General features: G+C 66.6%; 8 protein-coding genes, 3 rRNA genes and 4 pseudogenes. 3 read left to right on the top strand and 12 right to left on the bottom strand.

Annotated features, from left to right (window positions below):
* Positions 1 to 16 precede the first annotated feature (16 nt).
* From SCAB_RS34300 to SCAB_RS34290, 3 genes are all read right to left on the bottom strand, one after another.
* On the bottom strand, positions 17 to 1066 hold the full coding sequence (locus SCAB_RS34300) for a FecCD family ABC transporter permease (protein WP_013004705.1): 1050 nt from the start codon (positions 1064 to 1066) through the stop codon (positions 17 to 19).
* 23 nt (positions 1067 to 1089) lie between these two features.
* A complete protein-coding gene (locus SCAB_RS34295; protein WP_013004704.1) occupies positions 1090 to 2133 on the bottom strand; it encodes a FecCD family ABC transporter permease in 1044 nt (347 codons plus the stop codon).
* 100 nt (positions 2134 to 2233) lie between these two features.
* Positions 2234 to 3298 carry an HAD hydrolase-like protein gene (locus tag SCAB_RS34290; protein WP_013004703.1) on the bottom strand — a complete coding sequence of 355 codons (1065 nt, stop codon included), beginning with the start codon at positions 3296 to 3298 and terminating at the stop codon, positions 2234 to 2236.
* A 136-nt stretch (positions 3299 to 3434) separates the two neighbouring features.
* On the opposite strand from SCAB_RS34290, the gene SCAB_RS34285 reads away from it, so the two are divergent.
* The gene (locus SCAB_RS34285; protein ID WP_013004702.1) at positions 3435 to 4727 is read left to right on the top strand and encodes a DUF1015 family protein; all 1293 of its coding nucleotides are present in this window, start codon (positions 3435 to 3437) and stop codon (positions 4725 to 4727) included.
* A 90-nt stretch (positions 4728 to 4817) separates the two neighbouring features.
* On the opposite strand, the gene SCAB_RS47990 is transcribed toward SCAB_RS34285, so the two are convergent.
* The 6 genes and pseudogenes from SCAB_RS47990 to SCAB_RS43880 form a co-directional block, all read right to left on the bottom strand.
* Positions 4818 to 5684: a tetratricopeptide repeat protein gene (locus SCAB_RS47990; protein ID WP_197696229.1), complete on the bottom strand. Its 867-nt coding sequence runs from the start codon at positions 5682 to 5684 to the stop codon at positions 4818 to 4820.
* Entirely contained in the window at positions 5636 to 6913 is a 1278-nt protein-coding gene (locus tag SCAB_RS47985) for a hypothetical protein (protein WP_162471717.1), read from the bottom strand. The genes SCAB_RS47990 and SCAB_RS47985 overlap by 49 nt, the downstream gene beginning before the upstream one ends.
* 189 nt (positions 6914 to 7102) lie before the next feature.
* A 5S ribosomal RNA gene (gene rrf, locus SCAB_RS34270) occupies positions 7103 to 7219 on the bottom strand.
* Between the two features lie 105 nt (positions 7220 to 7324).
* Positions 7325 to 10445: ribosomal RNA gene (locus SCAB_RS34265) — 23S ribosomal RNA — on the bottom strand.
* Between the two features lie 309 nt (positions 10446 to 10754).
* Positions 10755 to 12280 (bottom strand): 16S ribosomal RNA (locus SCAB_RS34260).
* Together the 16S, 23S and 5S rRNA genes form the textbook arrangement of a ribosomal RNA operon.
* Before the next feature lie 536 nt (positions 12281 to 12816).
* A pseudogene (locus SCAB_RS43880) lies at positions 12817 to 13209 on the bottom strand (DNA-3-methyladenine glycosylase); the annotation flags it as partial.
* A gap of 142 nt (positions 13210 to 13351) precedes the next feature.
* Here SCAB_RS43880 and SCAB_RS48755 point away from each other — a divergent pair.
* Positions 13352 to 13489 (top strand): annotated as a pseudogene (locus tag SCAB_RS48755) (hypothetical protein); the annotation flags it as partial.
* Between the two features lie 116 nt (positions 13490 to 13605).
* Positions 13606 to 14265 (top strand): annotated as a pseudogene (locus tag SCAB_RS48750) (recombinase family protein); the annotation flags it as partial.
* Between the two features lie 130 nt (positions 14266 to 14395).
* Here SCAB_RS48750 and SCAB_RS34255 read toward each other — a convergent pair.
* The 3 genes and pseudogenes from SCAB_RS34255 to SCAB_RS48740 form a co-directional block, all read right to left on the bottom strand.
* Complete coding sequence (locus tag SCAB_RS34255; protein WP_013004697.1) at positions 14396 to 14914, bottom strand: hypothetical protein; 519 nt, start codon at positions 14912 to 14914, stop codon at positions 14396 to 14398.
* Positions 14915 to 15081: 167 nt separating this feature from the next.
* Complete coding sequence (locus SCAB_RS48745; protein WP_013004696.1) at positions 15082 to 15693, bottom strand: DNA-3-methyladenine glycosylase; 612 nt, start codon at positions 15691 to 15693, stop codon at positions 15082 to 15084.
* A gap of 14 nt (positions 15694 to 15707) precedes the next feature.
* Positions 15708 to 15965 (bottom strand): annotated as a pseudogene (locus SCAB_RS48740) (DNA-3-methyladenine glycosylase); the annotation flags it as partial.
* Positions 15966 to 16075 lie beyond the last annotated feature (110 nt).

Here is a 16075-nt window from a genome sequence, read left to right as displayed (position 1 = left end):
TCGTGGGCGCCCGGCTTCATATGCGCCCGGCCTTGCGCTCGGTGACCAGCAGCCAGAGCAGATAGACACCGCCGAGGACCCCGGTGACGACGCCGACGGGCAGCTGGTCGGCGCCGAAGGCCCGCTGTGAGGCCAGGTCGGCGACGACCAGCAGGGTCGCGCCCATGCACATCGCGGCCACCAGGTTCGGGCCGGGCGAGCGGGTGAGCCGCTTGGCGAGCTGGGGCGCGGTGAGGGCGACGAAGCTCACCGGTCCGGCGGCCGCGGTGGCCCCGGCGGTGAGCAGCACGGCCGACACCATCAGCAGCAGCCGTACGCGCTCGACGCTCACCCCGAGCGCGTACGACACGTCGTCGCCCATCTCCGTCATCCGCAGCCCGCGCGCGTTGCCGAGCACCAGCGGCACGAGGATCACGCACATGACCAGCAGCGGCCCGACCTGGGCCCAGTCGCGGCCGTTGAGCGAGCCGGTCATCCAGACGACCGCACGGGCCGCGTCGACGAGGTCGGCCTTGGTGATCAGATAGCCGTTGACCGCCGTGACGATCGCGGAGACACCGATGCCGACCAGCACGAGACGGTAGCCGTGCACGCCCCGCTTCCACGCCAGCGCGTAGATCGCGAGGCCGGTGACCAGTCCGCCGGCGAGTGCGCCGAGGGCGACCTGGTTCGCGCTGCCGGAGAACAGCACGATGACGACCAGCGCGCCGGCGGTGGCGCCCTGCGAGAGGCCCAGCACGTCCGGGCTGCCCAGCGGATTGCGGGAGAGGGACTGGAACAGCGCCCCGCCGAGCCCGAGCGAGGCCCCGACGAGGAGCCCGACCAGAACCCTGGGCAGCCGCAGTTCCCGGACGATGAACTCCTGGCCGGGGTCGCCGTCGCCGAGCAGTGTCCGCAGGACGTCGCCGGCCGGGATCGGGAAGTCGCCGGTGCCGATCAGGACGACACTCGCGGTGAGCGCCACCGCCAGCAGCGACAGGACGACGGTGAACGCCCGCACGTCCAGGCGGACCGACAGCCCGCCGGGGGTGCGCAGCGTCCGGGTGCGTACGGCGGGCCTGCTCATGACTCGCGTCCTCACTCGCGTCTTCACAGCTGCGCCGTCCTTCGCCGTCGTACGAGAAAGATGAAGACCGGTCCGCCGAGGATCGCGGTGACGATGCCGACCTGCAGCTCCGCGGGCCGGACCACCATGCGGCCGACGACGTCGGCGCCGAGGAGCAGCACGGGTGACAGGACGGTCGCGTACGGCAGGATCCAGCGCAGGTCGGGTCCGGTGAAGGAGCGCACGGCGTGCGGGACCATCAGCCCGACGAACACGATCGGCCCGCAGGCGGCGGTCGCGGCGCCACACAGCACGGTGGCGGCGGCCATGGAGAGCACCCGGGTGCGGTTGAGGTCGGCGCCGAGCGCGCGAGCGGTGTCGTCGCCCATGGCCACCGCGTTCAGCGGCCGGGCGAGCAGCAGGGCGACGGCCGTGCCGACGGCCAGGAACGGCAGCACCTGCGTGATCGTCTCGTCGGTCGCCGACGCGAGCGAACCGACCGTCCAGAACCGCATCTTGGAGAGCGCCGCGCCGTCCATGATCATCACGGCCTGCAGATAGCCGTAGAGGGCGGCGCTGACGGCCGTGCCGGCGAGCGCGAGCCGTACGGGTGTCGCGCCGCGGCTGCCGCCGAGGAACCAGACCAGCGCCCCGACGGCGGCGGCACCGGCGAACGCGAACCACACGTACCCGCTCAGCGAGGTGACGCCGAAGTAGGTGAGGGCGGTGACGACCGCGGCGGAGGCGCCCGCGTTGATGCCGAGCAGTCCCGGGTCGGCCAGCGGGTTGCGGGTGAGCGCCTGGAGGACGGCCCCCGCGAGCCCCAGCGCGGCGCCCGCGAGGAGTCCGAGCAGGGTGCGCGAGATCCGTTCCCCGACGACGGCGTCCCCGTACGTCCCCGTGTCCGCGGACAACCCGTGCCAGACCTGCCCGAGGGACAGCTCCTTGGCACCGATCGCGATACTCGCCAGGGCGACCGCGACGAGGATCAGGAGGGACACGAGGAGCCCGACGACGCGGACCGCCCGGCGGTTCGATGGCGCGGGGGCGGTCTCCGCGCTCGGTTCAGGAGGACTGTCGACCAACACCCGGTTAGGTTAGCCTACCCTCTCTTTTTCGCCTCGATCGGGTCCGCGTCCGCGAGGCGGGCCCATCCCCCGGACCACGGGGAACCGGGTCGCCGGGCGCTCACAGCCCCAGCCGGGCCAGCGCCTTCCCCCCGTCCAGCTCGCACGAGCCCTCCCCGGCAGCCGTCCAGGCCGCCGCGCACAGCGCTCGCAGCCCGTCCAGGGCCGTGCCCTCACCGTCCAGTTCCAGCCTCCCCCACTCTCGGCTTCGCTCGAGCGGGGGGACCCCCATCGCACCCGCCGTCGCCGTCCAGCCACCGCAGCGGAAGCCCGCGCCCGCCTCGACGACCTCCGGCTGTCCGGTGAGCATGCCCCGCAGATCGGCGTCGACATAGGTGGGCCGGTGCTGCGGGGGCGCGGCCAGCAGCTGCGCGCCGTCGGTCACGCCGGTCAGCACGAGCAGCGAGTCGACCTCGCCGTTGAACGCGCCCTCGATGTCCGTGTCCAGGCGGTCCCCGACCACCAACGGCCGCTCCGCACCGGTCCGCAGGATCGTCTCCCGGTGCATCGGGGGCAGCGGCTTGCCCGCCACCTGCGGTTCGGCCCCGGTCGCGATCCGCACGACCTGCACGGCCGCTCCGTTGCCGGGCGCGATGCCCCGCGCACCCGGGATCGTCAGGTCGGTGTTGGAGGCGTACCACGGCACCCCGCGCGCGATGGCGTAGCTAGCCTCCGCGAACCGCCCCCAGGGCAGATCGGGCCCGCCGAACCCCTGCACCACGGCCGCCGGATCGTCGTCCGCCGACTCGACCGGCTCCAGACCTCGCTCCCGCAGGGCCACCCTCAGCCCCTCGCCACCGATGACCAGCACCCGCGCACCCGCGGGCAACTGCTCGCTGATCAGCCGGGCGACCGCCTGCGCCGAGGTGATGACGTCTCCCGCCACGGTCGGTATCCCGAGCGCGGTGAGGTGCGCGGCCACGGCGTCGGGCGTCCGCAGCGCGTTGTTGGTGACGTACGCCAGGTGCATACCGCCCGCGCGCGCCGTCCCCAGGGACTCCACGGCGTACGCGATCGCACTGCCTCCCGCATACACCACCCCGTCGAGATCGAGCAGCGCCGTGTCGTACGCCTCGCTCAGGGCCTGCCCACAGCCGTCGGGCCGCGTCCTGACTGTCCGGCTCATCGCACTCCGCTCCTCGCTCGGCCCACCGGCCGGCCGGTCACCCGGTGACGCCCGGGCGACCGCCGATGGGTCAACAATCGGTTAGGTCACTTTCCCCGATCATCCCTCACCGCACCGGCACCCCTACGATGCATCAATGAACTATGCAGGTCCCGCGGAGGAGACCCCGGCGCGCAGCGGCCTGGAACTGACCCCGTTCCGGGGGCTTCGCTACGACCCCGACCGGGTCGGCAGCCTGGCCGCCGTGACATCACCGCCGTACGACGTCGTCGTCCGGCCGGACGGTCTGCTCCATCTCGAATCCGCCGATCCGCACAACATAGTCCGCCTGATTCTCCCCCAGGCCGGAACACCCGCCGCCCGCGACGAACAGGCGGCGGACACCCTGCGCCGCTGGCTCGCCGACGGCGTCCTCGCCCCCGACCGCGAGCCCGGCCTCTATGTCTACGAGCAGGCGGACGGCAGCATCCTCCAGCGCGGCCTGATCGGCGCCCTGCGCCTGTCGGAGCCGGACGCCGGAGTGGTCCTCCCGCACGAGGACGTCATCCCCCATGTGATCACGGACCGCGCGGCCCTGATGCGCGCCACCTCCACCAACATGGAGCCCCTGCTGCTCACCTACCGCGGCGACGGCGCGGCGGCCGGGGCGACGGCGGTGGTCGAGCGGATGGCGCAACGGGCTCCGCTCCTCGCCACGACCACGGAGGACGGCTTCCGCCACCGCCTGTGGGCGGTCACCGACCCCGCCGACCTCTCCGAGATCCAGGCGGACCTCGCCCGCCACCAGGCCCTGATAGCCGACGGCCACCACCGCTGGGCGACCTACCTCCGGCTCCGCGCGGAACACCCGTCCCCCAGCCCCTGGGACTACGGGCTGGTCCTCCTCGTGGACACCGCCCGCTACCCGCTCCGCGTCCGCGCGATCCACCGCCTCCTGCACCGCCTTCCACTCGCCGACGCGCTCGCCGCCCTGGACGGCCGGTTCCGCGTACGCCGACTGCGTGTCCCGCTCCCCGAGGCGCTGGAAGCCCTGGCGGAAGCGGCCGCCGCCGGCAACGCCTTCCTCCTCGCGGGCGACGGCTCGTTCCACCTCGCCGACCGCCCGGACCCGGAGCTCCTCGCCCGTACGATCCCCACCGACCGCCCGGCCGCCTGGCGCAGCCTCGACGCGACGGTCCTGCACGCGACCCTCCTCGATCATGTCTGGCGCATCCCCGAGGACTCACCGGCCCACGTCGCCTACATCCACGACACCGCCGCGACCGTCGAGAAGGCCGAACGCGACGGCGGTACGGCCGTCCTGATGCACCCGGTCCGCGAGGAGGTCGTGCGCGACCTCGCCCGCCAGGGCGTCACCATGCCCCGCAAGTCCACCTCGTTCGGCCCGAAACCGGCGTCGGGGCTGGTGCTGCGCTCGCTGGACCTCTGATCTCCCAGGGCCCGGAGGAGGGCATGCGAAAGGGCGGGACCCGTGTCGGCACGAGTCCCGCCCTCACCGTCTCACCGTCACCGCCGGACGTCAGTCCTTGTCGTCCCGGACCTCGACGACGTCGCCGGACACGTGGTCCTTCACGTCCTCGTCGGTGTCCTTCACGTCCTCGTCGGTGACATCGTCCTCGTCGTCGACGCTGTCCGAGCCGGCGTCCGGGGCGGGGGCGCCCTGTGCCGACGCCTCGTCGCCCTCGGACCCGTTGCCGCCCTCTTCGTCACCGAGGGCGTCGACGAACTCGACTCCGTCCATCTCGGCGAGCCGGTCCGACGCGTCCGTGCTGCCGTCCTTGTCGGCCTCGACGGCCTTGGCGAACCACTCCCGCGCCTCGCCCTCACGCCCGGCCTCGAGCAGCGCGTCGGCGTACGCGTACCGCAGGCGTGCGGTCCACGGCTGGACGGAACTGGAAGCCAGCTCCGGGCTCTGCAGGGTCACGATGGCCGCGTCGAGCTGGTCCATGTCGCGCCGCGCACCGGCCGCCACGAGCCGCATCTCGACCTGCCCGGCCTTGTCCAGCTTGTGCACCTCGGGCGCCCCGGCCATGTCCAGCGTCTTCTCGGGCCGCCCGAGACCACGCTCGCAGTCGGCCATGACGGGCCACAGGTCGACGTTGCCGGTCATGCGCCGGGCCGCCCGGAACTCGGCGAGGGCCTCGCTGTACTTCTGGGTGGCGTACGCGGCGAAGCCGGCCGCCTCGCGCACGGCGGCGACACGCGACGCCAGTCGCAGGGCCACCCGGGAGTAGCCGTAAGCACCCTCGGGGTCCTCGTCGATAAGCCTCGCAACCATCACGAGGTTCTTGGCGACATCGTCGGCGAGCGTCTTGGGCAGGCTCTGCAGCTCCTGCCTTACGTCCTTGTCGATCTCCTCGCCGGTGACGTCCTCCGGGATCGGCAGCCGCTTGATCGGCTCCCGGTCCCGGTCCCGCTCGTCACGGAACCGGCCGCCACCGCGCCGGTCGTCGCCGCCCCGCCGGTCGTCACGGTCACGGAACCCGCCGGGGCGGCCTCCACGATCGTCCCGACGAGGCCCGCCGCGCCGGTCGTCGCCACCGCGTCGGTCGTCACGGCCCCGGTCGTCGCGACGGAACCCGCCGGGGCGGTCGCCTCCGCGGCTGTCGTCGCGCCGGAAGCCGCCGGTGCGGTCGCCACCGCGGCTGTCGTCACGGCCTCGGAAGCCGCCGGTGCGCTCGCCGCCACGGTCGTCGTCACGACGGTAGGAGGGACGGTCACCCTCACGACGCTCAGGGCGCGCGGGACGGTCATCGCGGCGGTCGTCGCGGCGGAAGGCCGGGCGGTCACTGCCTCCACGGTCGTCACGCCGGAAGTCGTCACGTCGGTCATCCCGCCGGAACGGCGGACGGCCGCCCCGGTCGTCACGGCCACGGTCGTCACGGCCTCGGAAGCCGCCGGTGCGCTCGCCGCCACGGTCGTCGTCACGACGGTAGGAGGGACGGTCACCCTCACGACGCTCAGGGCGCGCGGGACGGTCGTCACGGCGGTCGTCGCGGCGGAAGGCCGGGCGGTCACTGCCTCCACGGTCGTCACGCCGGTCATCCCGCCGGAAACCACCACGGTCCCCGCTGTCCCGGCGGTCGTCGCGGCGGTCGTCACGCCGGAACGCGGGACGGTCATCGCGGCGCGCGAACCCGCCACGGTCGTCACCACGGCGGTCGTCACGCCGATCATCTCGGCGGTCGTCACGCCGGTCGTCGCGGCGGAAGGCCGGCCGGTCACCGTCACGGCGGAAGCCACGGTCGCGGTCCCGGTCGTCACGACGCGGACCCGCACCGGCCGGGCGGTCGTCACGACGCGGACCAGCACCGGCGGGGCGGTCGTCACGCCGGAAGGCGGGGCGAGGCCCACGGTCACCCTCTCGACGGTCGTCCCGTCCCCGGAAGCCACCGCCGCCACCGCGCTGCTCACCACGGTTGTCGTCGCGCCGGAAGCCACCACGGTCGTCCCGGCGGTCATCACGCCGGAAACCGCCACGGTCACCGCGGTCGTCACCACGGCGGTCGTCGGGACGACGGTCGTCCCGACGGCCGTAGCCGCCACGGTCGTTGTCGCGCCGGTCGTTGTCGCGCCGGTCGTTGTTGGGACGCGGGCCACCGCGGTAGCCACCACGATCACCACTGTCCCGTCGCCGCTGGTCGCGCTCCGGTCGATCGTCGGGAGAGTTGGTGGACATGGTGACTCCTGTCTTCGGTACCGCAAGTCATTCTCGCGCAGCCGGATAGCCGGCGCGCTCCGGAAAAACAAAAAAGGACCCCTGGTCCCAGCTGTACGCTGGTGACCAGGGGTCCTTCAAAGATTGTTCGGCGGCGTCCTACTCTCCCACAGGGTCCCCCCTGCAGTACCATCGGCGCTGTAAGGCTTAGCTTCCGGGTTCGAAATGTAACCGGGCGTTTCCCTCACGCTATGACCACCGAAACCCTATTGGTTTCGAGCGAACAAGCACACTTTTCAGTTTGATGTTCTGCTCTGAGCCGACAACTGTTCGTTGTCTCAGAACTAACACAGTGGACGCGAGCAACTGAGGACAAGCCCTCGGCCTATTAGTACCAGTCAACTCCACCCATTACTGGGCTTCCATATCTGGCCTATCAACCCAGTCGTCTACTGGGAGCCTTACCCCATCAAGTGGGTGGGAATACTCATCTCGAAGCAGGCTTCCCGCTTAGATGCTTTCAGCGGTTATCCCTCCCGAACGTAGCCAACCAGCCATGCCCTTGGCAGAACAACTGGCACACCAGAGGTTCGTCCGTCCCGGTCCTCTCGTACTAGGGACAGCCCTTCTCAATATTCCTGCGCGCGCAGCGGATAGGGACCGAACTGTCTCACGACGTTCTAAACCCAGCTCGCGTACCGCTTTAATGGGCGAACAGCCCAACCCTTGGGACCGACTCCAGCCCCAGGATGCGACGAGCCGACATCGAGGTGCCAAACCATCCCGTCGATATGGACTCTTGGGGAAGATCAGCCTGTTATCCCCGGGGTACCTTTTATCCGTTGAGCGACGGCGCTTCCACAAGCCACCGCCGGATCACTAGTCCCGACTTTCGTCCCTGCTCGACCCGTCGGTCTCACAGTCAAGCTCCCTTGTGCACTTACACTCACCACCTGATTGCCAACCAGGCTGAGGGAACCTTTGGGCGCCTCCGTTACCCTTTGGGAGGCAACCGCCCCAGTTAAACTACCCATCAGACACTGTCCCTGATCCGGATCACGGACCCAGGTTAGACATCCAGCACGACCAGACTGGTATTTCAACGACGACTCCACCCGAACTGGCGTCCGAGCTTCACAGTCTCCCAGCTATCCTACACAAGCCGAACCGAACACCAATATCAAACTGTAGTAAAGGTCCCGGGGTCTTTCCGTCCTGCTGCGCGAAACGAGCATCTTTACTCGTAGTGCAATTTCACCGGGCCTATGGTTGAGACAGTCGAGAAGTCGTTACGCCATTCGTGCAGGTCGGAACTTACCCGACAAGGAATTTCGCTACCTTAGGATGGTTATAGTTACCACCGCCGTTTACTGGCGCTTAAGTTCTCAGCTTCGCCACCCCGAAGAGTGACTAACCGGTCCCCTTAACGTTCCAGCACCGGGCAGGCGTCAGTCCGTATACATCGCCTTACGGCTTCGCACGGACCTGTGTTTTTAGTAAACAGTCGCTTCTCGCTGGTCTCTGCGGCCACCCCCAGCTCAAGCAGCAAGTGCTATCACCGGTGATGGCCCCCCTTCTCCCGAAGTTACGGGGGCATTTTGCCGAGTTCCTTAACCATAGTTCACCCGAACGCCTCGGTATTCTCTACCTGACCACCTGAGTCGGTTTAGGGTACGGGCCGCCATGAAACTCGCTAGAGGCTTTTCTCGACAGCATAGGATCATCCACTTCACCACAATCGGCTCGGCATCAGGTCTCAGCCTTGTGTGATCCGGATTTACCTAGATCACGGCCTACACCCTTACCCCGGGACAACCACCGCCCGGGATGGACTACCTTCCTGCGTCACCCCATCACTCACCTACTGCAAGTCTGGTTCGTCGGCTCCACCACTCCCCTTTGCCCGAAGGCTCCGGGGCGGCTTCACGGACTTAGCATCGCCTGGTTCGATGTTTGACGCTTCACAGCGGGTACCGGAATATCAACCGGTTATCCATCGACTACGCCTGTCGGCCTCGCCTTAGGTCCCGACTTACCCTGGGCAGATCAGCTTGACCCAGGAACCCTTGGTCAATCGGCGCAAACGTTTCTCACGTTTGTATCGCTACTCATGCCTGCATTCTCACTCGTGAACCGTCCACCACTGCCTTCCGGCGCGGCTTCACCCGGCACACGACGCTCCCCTACCCATCCCAGCAGGCGTTGGCCCTATACGCTGGAATGACACGACTTCGGCGGTACGCTTGAGCCCCGCTACATTGTCGGCGCGGAATCACTAGACCAGTGAGCTATTACGCACTCTTTCAAGGGTGGCTGCTTCTAAGCCAACCTCCTGGTTGTCTCTGCGACTCCACATCCTTTCCCACTTAGCGTACGCTTAGGGGCCTTAGTCGATGCTCTGGGCTGTTTCCCTCTCGACCATGGAGCTTATCCCCCACAGTCTCACTGCCGCGCTCTCACTTACCGGCATTCGGAGTTTGGCTAAGGTCAGTAACCCGGTAGGGCCCATCGCCTATCCAGTGCTCTACCTCCGGTAAGAAACACACGACGCTGCACCTAAATGCATTTCGGGGAGAACCAGCTATCACGGAGTTTGATTGGCCTTTCACCCCTAACCACAGGTCATCCCCCAGGTTTTCAACCCTGGTGGGTTCGGTCCTCCACGAAGTCTTACCTCCGCTTCAACCTGCCCATGGCTAGATCACTCCGCTTCGGGTCTTGAGCGTGCTACTGAAACGCCCTGTTCGGACTCGCTTTCGCTACGGCTACCCCACCCGGGTTAACCTCGCAACACACCGCAAACTCGCAGGCTCATTCTTCAAAAGGCACGCAGTCACGAGGCAAGCACAAGTGCTTGCCCGACGCTCCCACGGCTTGTAGGCACACGGTTTCAGGTACTATTTCACTCCGCTCCCGCGGTACTTTTCACCATTCCCTCACGGTACTATCCGCTATCGGTCACCAGGGAATATTTAGGCTTAGCGGGTGGTCCCGCCAGATTCACACGGGATTTCTCGGGCCCCGTGCTACTTGGGTGTCTCTCAAACGAGCCGCTGATGTTTCAGCTACGGGGGTCTTACCCTCTACGCCGGACCTTTCGCATGTCCTTCGCCTACATCAACGGTTTCTGACTCGCCTCACAGCCGGCAGACTGTGAAAGAGAGATCCCACAACCCCGTATACGCAACCCCTGCCGGGTCTCACACGCATACGGTTTGGCCTCATCCGGTTTCGCTCGCCACTACTCCCGGAATCACGGTTGTTTTCTCTTCCTGCGGGTACTGAGATGTTTCACTTCCCCGCGTTCCCTCCACTTGCCCTATGTGTTCAGGCAAGGGTGACAGCCCATGACGACTGCCGGGTTTCCCCATTCGGAAACCCCCGGATCAAAGCCTGGTTGACGACTCCCCGGGGACTATCGTGGCCTCCCACGTCCTTCATCGGTTCCTGGTGCCAAGGCATCCACCGTGCGCCCTTAAAAACTTGGCCACAGATGCTCGCGTCCACTGTGCAGTTCTCAAACAACGACCAACCACCCGTCACAACCCGCTTCACGCGAATTTTTACCGGGGTCGGCACTGAAGGCAGCCATACGGCCATACCCTCAGACACCCAACAGCGTGCCCGACCAGTCTCTCGTCCGGAGATCATGCTTTCCACACCCACAAGGGGTAGTACTCACAGCCTCCAGCCCGACGAACCGGCCGAATAATCAACGTTCCACCCATGAGCAACCACCGTCGAACATTCGCCGACGTTGTGGCCCTGGCTGCCTTGCGGCAGCTAGATGCTCCTTAGAAAGGAGGTGATCCAGCCGCACCTTCCGGTACGGCTACCTTGTTACGACTTCGTCCCAATCGCCAGTCCCACCTTCGACAGCTCCCTCCCTTACGGGTTGGGCCACCGGCTTCGGGTGTTACCGACTTTCGTGACGTGACGGGCGGTGTGTACAAGGCCCGGGAACGTATTCACCGCAGCAATGCTGATCTGCGATTACTAGCAACTCCGACTTCATGGGGTCGAGTTGCAGACCCCAATCCGAACTGAGACAGGCTTTTTGAGATTCGCTCCGCCTCACGGCTTCGCAGCTCATTGTACCTGCCATTGTAGCACGTGTGCAGCCCAAGACATAAGGGGCATGATGACTTGACGTCGTCCCCACCTTCCTCCGAGTTGACCCCGGCAGTCTCCTGTGAGTCCCCATCACCCCGAAGGGCATGCTGGCAACACAGAACAAGGGTTGCGCTCGTTGCGGGACTTAACCCAACATCTCACGACACGAGCTGACGACAGCCATGCACCACCTGTACACCGACCACAAGGGGGCGACCATCTCTGGCCGTTTCCGGTGTATGTCAAGCCTTGGTAAGGTTCTTCGCGTTGCGTCGAATTAAGCCACATGCTCCGCTGCTTGTGCGGGCCCCCGTCAATTCCTTTGAGTTTTAGCCTTGCGGCCGTACTCCCCAGGCGGGGAACTTAATGCGTTAGCTGCGGCACCGACGACGTGGAATGTCGCCAACACCTAGTTCCCACCGTTTACGGCGTGGACTACCAGGGTATCTAATCCTGTTCGCTCCCCACGCTTTCGCTCCTCAGCGTCAGTAATGGCCCAGAGATCCGCCTTCGCCACCGGTGTTCCTCCTGATATCTGCGCATTTCACCGCTACACCAGGAATTCCGATCTCCCCTACCACACTCTAGTCTGCCCGTATCGAATGCAGACCCGGGGTTAAGCCCCGGGCTTTCACATCCGACGCGACAGACCGCCTACGAGCTCTTTACGCCCAATAATTCCGGACAACGCTCGCGCCCTACGTATTACCGCGGCTGCTGGCACGTAGTTAGCCGGCGCTTCTTCTGCAGGTACCGTCACTTTCGCTTCTTCCCTGCTGAAAGAGGTTTACAACCCGAAGGCCGTCATCCCTCACGCGGCGTCGCTGCATCAGGCTTTCGCCCATTGTGCAATATTCCCCACTGCTGCCTCCCGTAGGAGTCTGGGCCGTGTCTCAGTCCCAGTGTGGCCGGTCGCCCTCTCAGGCCGGCTACCCGTCGTCGCCTTGGTGAGCCGTTACCTCACCAACAAGCTGATAGGCCGCGGGCTCATCCTTCACCGCCGGAGCTTTCCACACTCATCGGATGCCCGAGAGTGTCGTATCCGGTATTAGACCCCGTTTCCAGGGCTTGTCCCAGAGTGAAGGGCAGATTGCCCACGTGTTACTCACCCGTTCGCCACTAATCCCCACCGAAGTGGTTCATCGTTCGACTTGCATGTGTTAAGCACGCCGCCAGCGTTCGTCCTGAGCCAGGATCAAACTCTCCGTGAATGTTTACCCGTAATCGGGTCGACACCACGAGAGCGGAACCACCGGAGGAATAGTCCGATGATTCACAGCGTCCTCGCTGTGTTTTACTTCAAAGGAACCTCGTCCCAGCAGATGCTGGAGACGGGGTATCAACATATCTGGCGTTGATTTTTGGCACGCTGTTGAGTTCTCAAGGAACGGACGCTTCCTTTGTACTCACCCTCTCGGGCTTTCCTCCGGGCTTTTCCCTTCGGTCTTGCTGTCTTGCGTTTCCGACTCTATCAGACCGTTTCCGGTTCCGATTCCCAGTCGGGAGGTTTGCCTTTCGGCTGTCTTTTGACCTCTCGGTTTCCCTTGCGGCCTTTCGACATTCACTACGTTAGCCGACTCCCTCGGCAAACTCATAATTGAGTTCCGCGGGCTGGAATCAGGGCATGCCTGATTCGCCCCCGCTGAGGGGATGTCGTAGGTAGTGGGTTGGCCGCTCTCGGCTGCTGGCTGATAGCCGTAACCGGTTCAAGCGGCTCGGGCTACATTACGGACCCCCCAGGGGCGAGTCAAGTTGAGCGCCGCCGGGGGGCGTGTGCCCTGTAGGGGCTGACCGTAGGGTCGCCGACGATCCAGAAGCGCCAGGGGTGGACTCCGCCGTCGCCGGCGACACCGGTGCGAGGACCGTTGAGTACCTGGTCGGGACCGGCGGGGGTGCCGGTCAGGACGGTGATGGGCGAGGCGTCCGGCGTACAGGCGTCCGTACCGTCCAGGGCGCGATCCACGCCCAGGGCCGTGGCCAGACGCGCGGGCCCTTTGGCCAGTTCCTTGTCATTTCGGGCCGCGATTCGACGTTTGCGGGCGAGGTCGACGCCCTGAGTGATCTCGCCCGCGCGCAGCAGGACGTATGTCGTTGGTCCGTCGGCACCAGCAAAGCGACGACAAGCAGGAGACAGGCAGTGCGAGCGATCATCTACGACAGGCTCAGTCCCACCCCGAGGAGCGAGGAATCCAAGGGTGGGAACCTGACACATCAGGTGGAGCCGAGTCAGGCGCTGTGCGACCGGAGAGGCTGGTCGGTCGTAGCCACGCTCGTGGAGACTCGTGGAGAAGGACACGTCGGCTTCGACGAAGCGGGGAACCAAGCGGAGACCCGAGTGGGAGCGCGTCAAGGCTCTGGTGGAGGACGGCAAGGCGGACGCCATCGTGTCCCGCCACTACGACCGTATGTACCGCACTCCCTGGGACCTTGAGGATCTGGTGGACCTGGCCGAGGCGACCGGTGTCACGCTGGCCGCCGCACGAGTACTCGCCCCTCCGGCTTCGAGCGGGATGGCAGGCACCGGGAAGCAGAGGCGGAAGCCCTGCGGCAGGCGTACCGGGATGTATTGGCCGGCGTCACCCTCTGGTCCATCGCGAAGGACTGGAACACACGTGGACTGCTCTCGCCGCACGGCAAGGAGTGGCGCAGCTCAAACCTTCGGAGCGTCTCGAAGCCGAGGAACGCAGGAATCCAGACCTACTCGCAGTGGGTCGAGAAGCCGGACGGGAAGCGGGTGCGGCGGACCGAGGAGACCGGCGCGGGCAATTGGGAGGCAATCGTCTCCAAGGGCATATTCCGGGCCCTGGTCCGCCACCTGAGCGACCCCGAGCGCAACACGAGCGGTGGCGGCAGGCGCAAGGCACTGTTGTCCGGTGTGGTCCGCTGCTCGAAGTGTCAGGCCGTCGTCGCTCAGGGGTGGAGCAAGAAGAACGCGGCAGGAGAGCGGTACCGCATCTACACCTGCTCGGGTGGCCGATGCATCACCTGCCCCGCGGACGCTACTGCCCTGGGCCGAATAAATAAGAGAGCACGCGAACGTTTCCGCAGTTCAGACCCTGTGCCGCTACACGCCAGACGTGCTCCGCCCGTCCGATGGCAGCGAAGTGAACGCGGTAGGCGAGTGAGTGTCCGAGGTGCTTGGCCATGCGCCGGTACCCGTGTTGGGAGACTCCGCCCCACGTGCGGTCATGGCTGAAGCTGATAGCCACTGGGGGGTAACTCCCTCCCGTGCGGCGCGCAGGACCGCGCCGGTGTCCCCCGCAGGATGGCGGGACATGTGCCTCCCCTCGGGAACGACGGCGGCGACCTGGCCGAGGGATCCTGTGCTAGCGGCCCACTGTGCTCCAGTCGGCGGGGGCAGGCGGCACCGTACGGCCTGCCGCGTGTTCGCCGAGGCGCCGGGTCAGTTCCGACAGATCGTAGGCAGGGAAGCTGACCTGCAGGAGGCGCAGGCCGAAGTCCGACGGCTGGTCCTCCTGAAACATCGCCGCGTCCATCGGTTTGATCTTCACGTCCCAGGCGTCGGGGGCGGCCCAGTGGGTCATCCGCACGTAGAACGCGTCTCGCGGTCCGGCACCTGCGACGGCTGAAAGGAAGGCGAGCCCACTGTCCACCGGGAAGTCGATCAGCATCCAACCGCGGCGGGACTCCACCCACTCCGCCATGTGCGGCAACTTCGCCGGCCAAGCCGCGTTGCTCTCGGCCAGGTCCTGGCAGCAGGTGAACGTGTCGATGCCACACTCCCAGATCGCCTGGACAGCTGGTGCGAGCAGCTCGTCGATCTGGGCCTGGCGGTTGCCGACCCGGACGAGAACGGTGGGATGCGTTCCTTCGTAAGACGTCATCGCAGGAGCATAGAAGCGGAGTACGACATCAATCCGGCGGGCACCCGCCGGTTGTCACTCGACCGGTCAGGGACGCGTCTCGGGCCGCACTCGCGGACGATCACGTATCGCCTGACCCGACTTTCCGCACCGACTCACCGGCGGGCCGTCAGCAGGCGCCCAGCACGTCAGGCGCCTGTGGTCGGTTTGGCTCGCGGGCTCAGTCGGTACGCCGAGACCGTCGGGTCACCGGCGAGGTAGAACCGATGTTGCCAGTCGTGGGCCTTACTCACGCCTACCCGGGGACCAACCTGGATGAGGGCGGCAGGTACTGGCTCACCGTCGGACAACACGACCGAGGCACCTGCCAGCAGGTCCGCGCCGTTGTGCTCCGCCGTGATGCCGAGTGCCTGGCAGAAGTTCCCAGGGCCTCGGGCCAGCCGTGCACTCTCGACCCTCTCCCCTCGCCGCTCGCGTGCCAGGTCCTCCCCCTCGATGACCCTGCCTGCGCGGATGAGGACGGCCGAGGCGATGCCGTCCGTCCCGGTGACGACGTTGGCGCACCAGTGCAGGCCGTGGGACCGGTAGACGTACAGGTGTCCTGCGGGCCCGAACATGACCGTGTTACGGGGTGTCCGGCCGCGGTAGGCGTGGGAAGCCGGGTCGGCCGCGCCGGAGTACGCCTCGGTCTCCGTGATGGCGATGCTCACGGTTCCCTCGGGGGACTTGCAGGTGAGTACACTCCCGAGCAGCTTGCGGGCGACTTCTTCCGCAGGGTGGGCGAGGAAATCGACGTTCATGCTGACTGCCTTGACATGCCGTAGGTGAAGTAGACGTACACATGACCGGGCGGGCCGAACATCATGTCGTTGCGGGCCGTTCGGCCCCGGTGGGCGTGGGAGCCGGGGTCGTTGGCGCCGTCGTAGGCCTCGACCTCCGTGAGGCGCAGTTCGATCGGTCCGTCGGGGGTGACGCGGACGAGGACGCGTCCCAGGAGGTCCGGCGCCACCTCCAGTACGGGGCGGTCGAAGAACTCGCGGGCCAAGGGCGTACGGTCGGTGCTCGCGATCATGGCGTCCGAGCGTAGTCCAGACGGGTGCGTGCCGATGGGTGGCGGGAGGGCGTCCGCCTTGGAAGGGTGTGGGGCTGGAGGTCGCGGAACCGGTCGACGCCGGTTTGCGT

This window comes from Streptomyces scabiei 87.22 (genome assembly GCF_000091305.1).
Taxonomy (GTDB): Bacteria; Actinomycetota; Actinomycetes; order Streptomycetales; family Streptomycetaceae; genus Streptomyces; species Streptomyces scabiei.
The sequence above is the reverse complement of the archived record's forward strand: the minus strand, read 5'-3'. Positions and strand labels throughout refer to the sequence as shown.

Coding starts and splice junctions, on each gene's coding strand:
- SCAB_RS34290 (WP_013004703.1), bottom strand. CDS start 3,298: ATGAGCCGGACAGTCAGGACGCGGCCCGACGGCTGTGGGCAGGCCCTG.
- SCAB_RS34285 (WP_013004702.1), top strand. CDS start 3,435: ATGAACTATGCAGGTCCCGCGGAGGAGACCCCGGCGCGCAGCGGCCTG.
- SCAB_RS34300 (WP_013004705.1), bottom strand. CDS start 1,066: ATGAGCAGGCCCGCCGTACGCACCCGGACGCTGCGCACCCCCGGCGGG.
- SCAB_RS34255 (WP_013004697.1), bottom strand. CDS start 14,914: ATGACGTCTTACGAAGGAACGCATCCCACCGTTCTCGTCCGGGTCGGC.
- SCAB_RS48745 (WP_013004696.1), bottom strand. CDS start 15,693: ATGAACGTCGATTTCCTCGCCCACCCTGCGGAAGAAGTCGCCCGCAAG.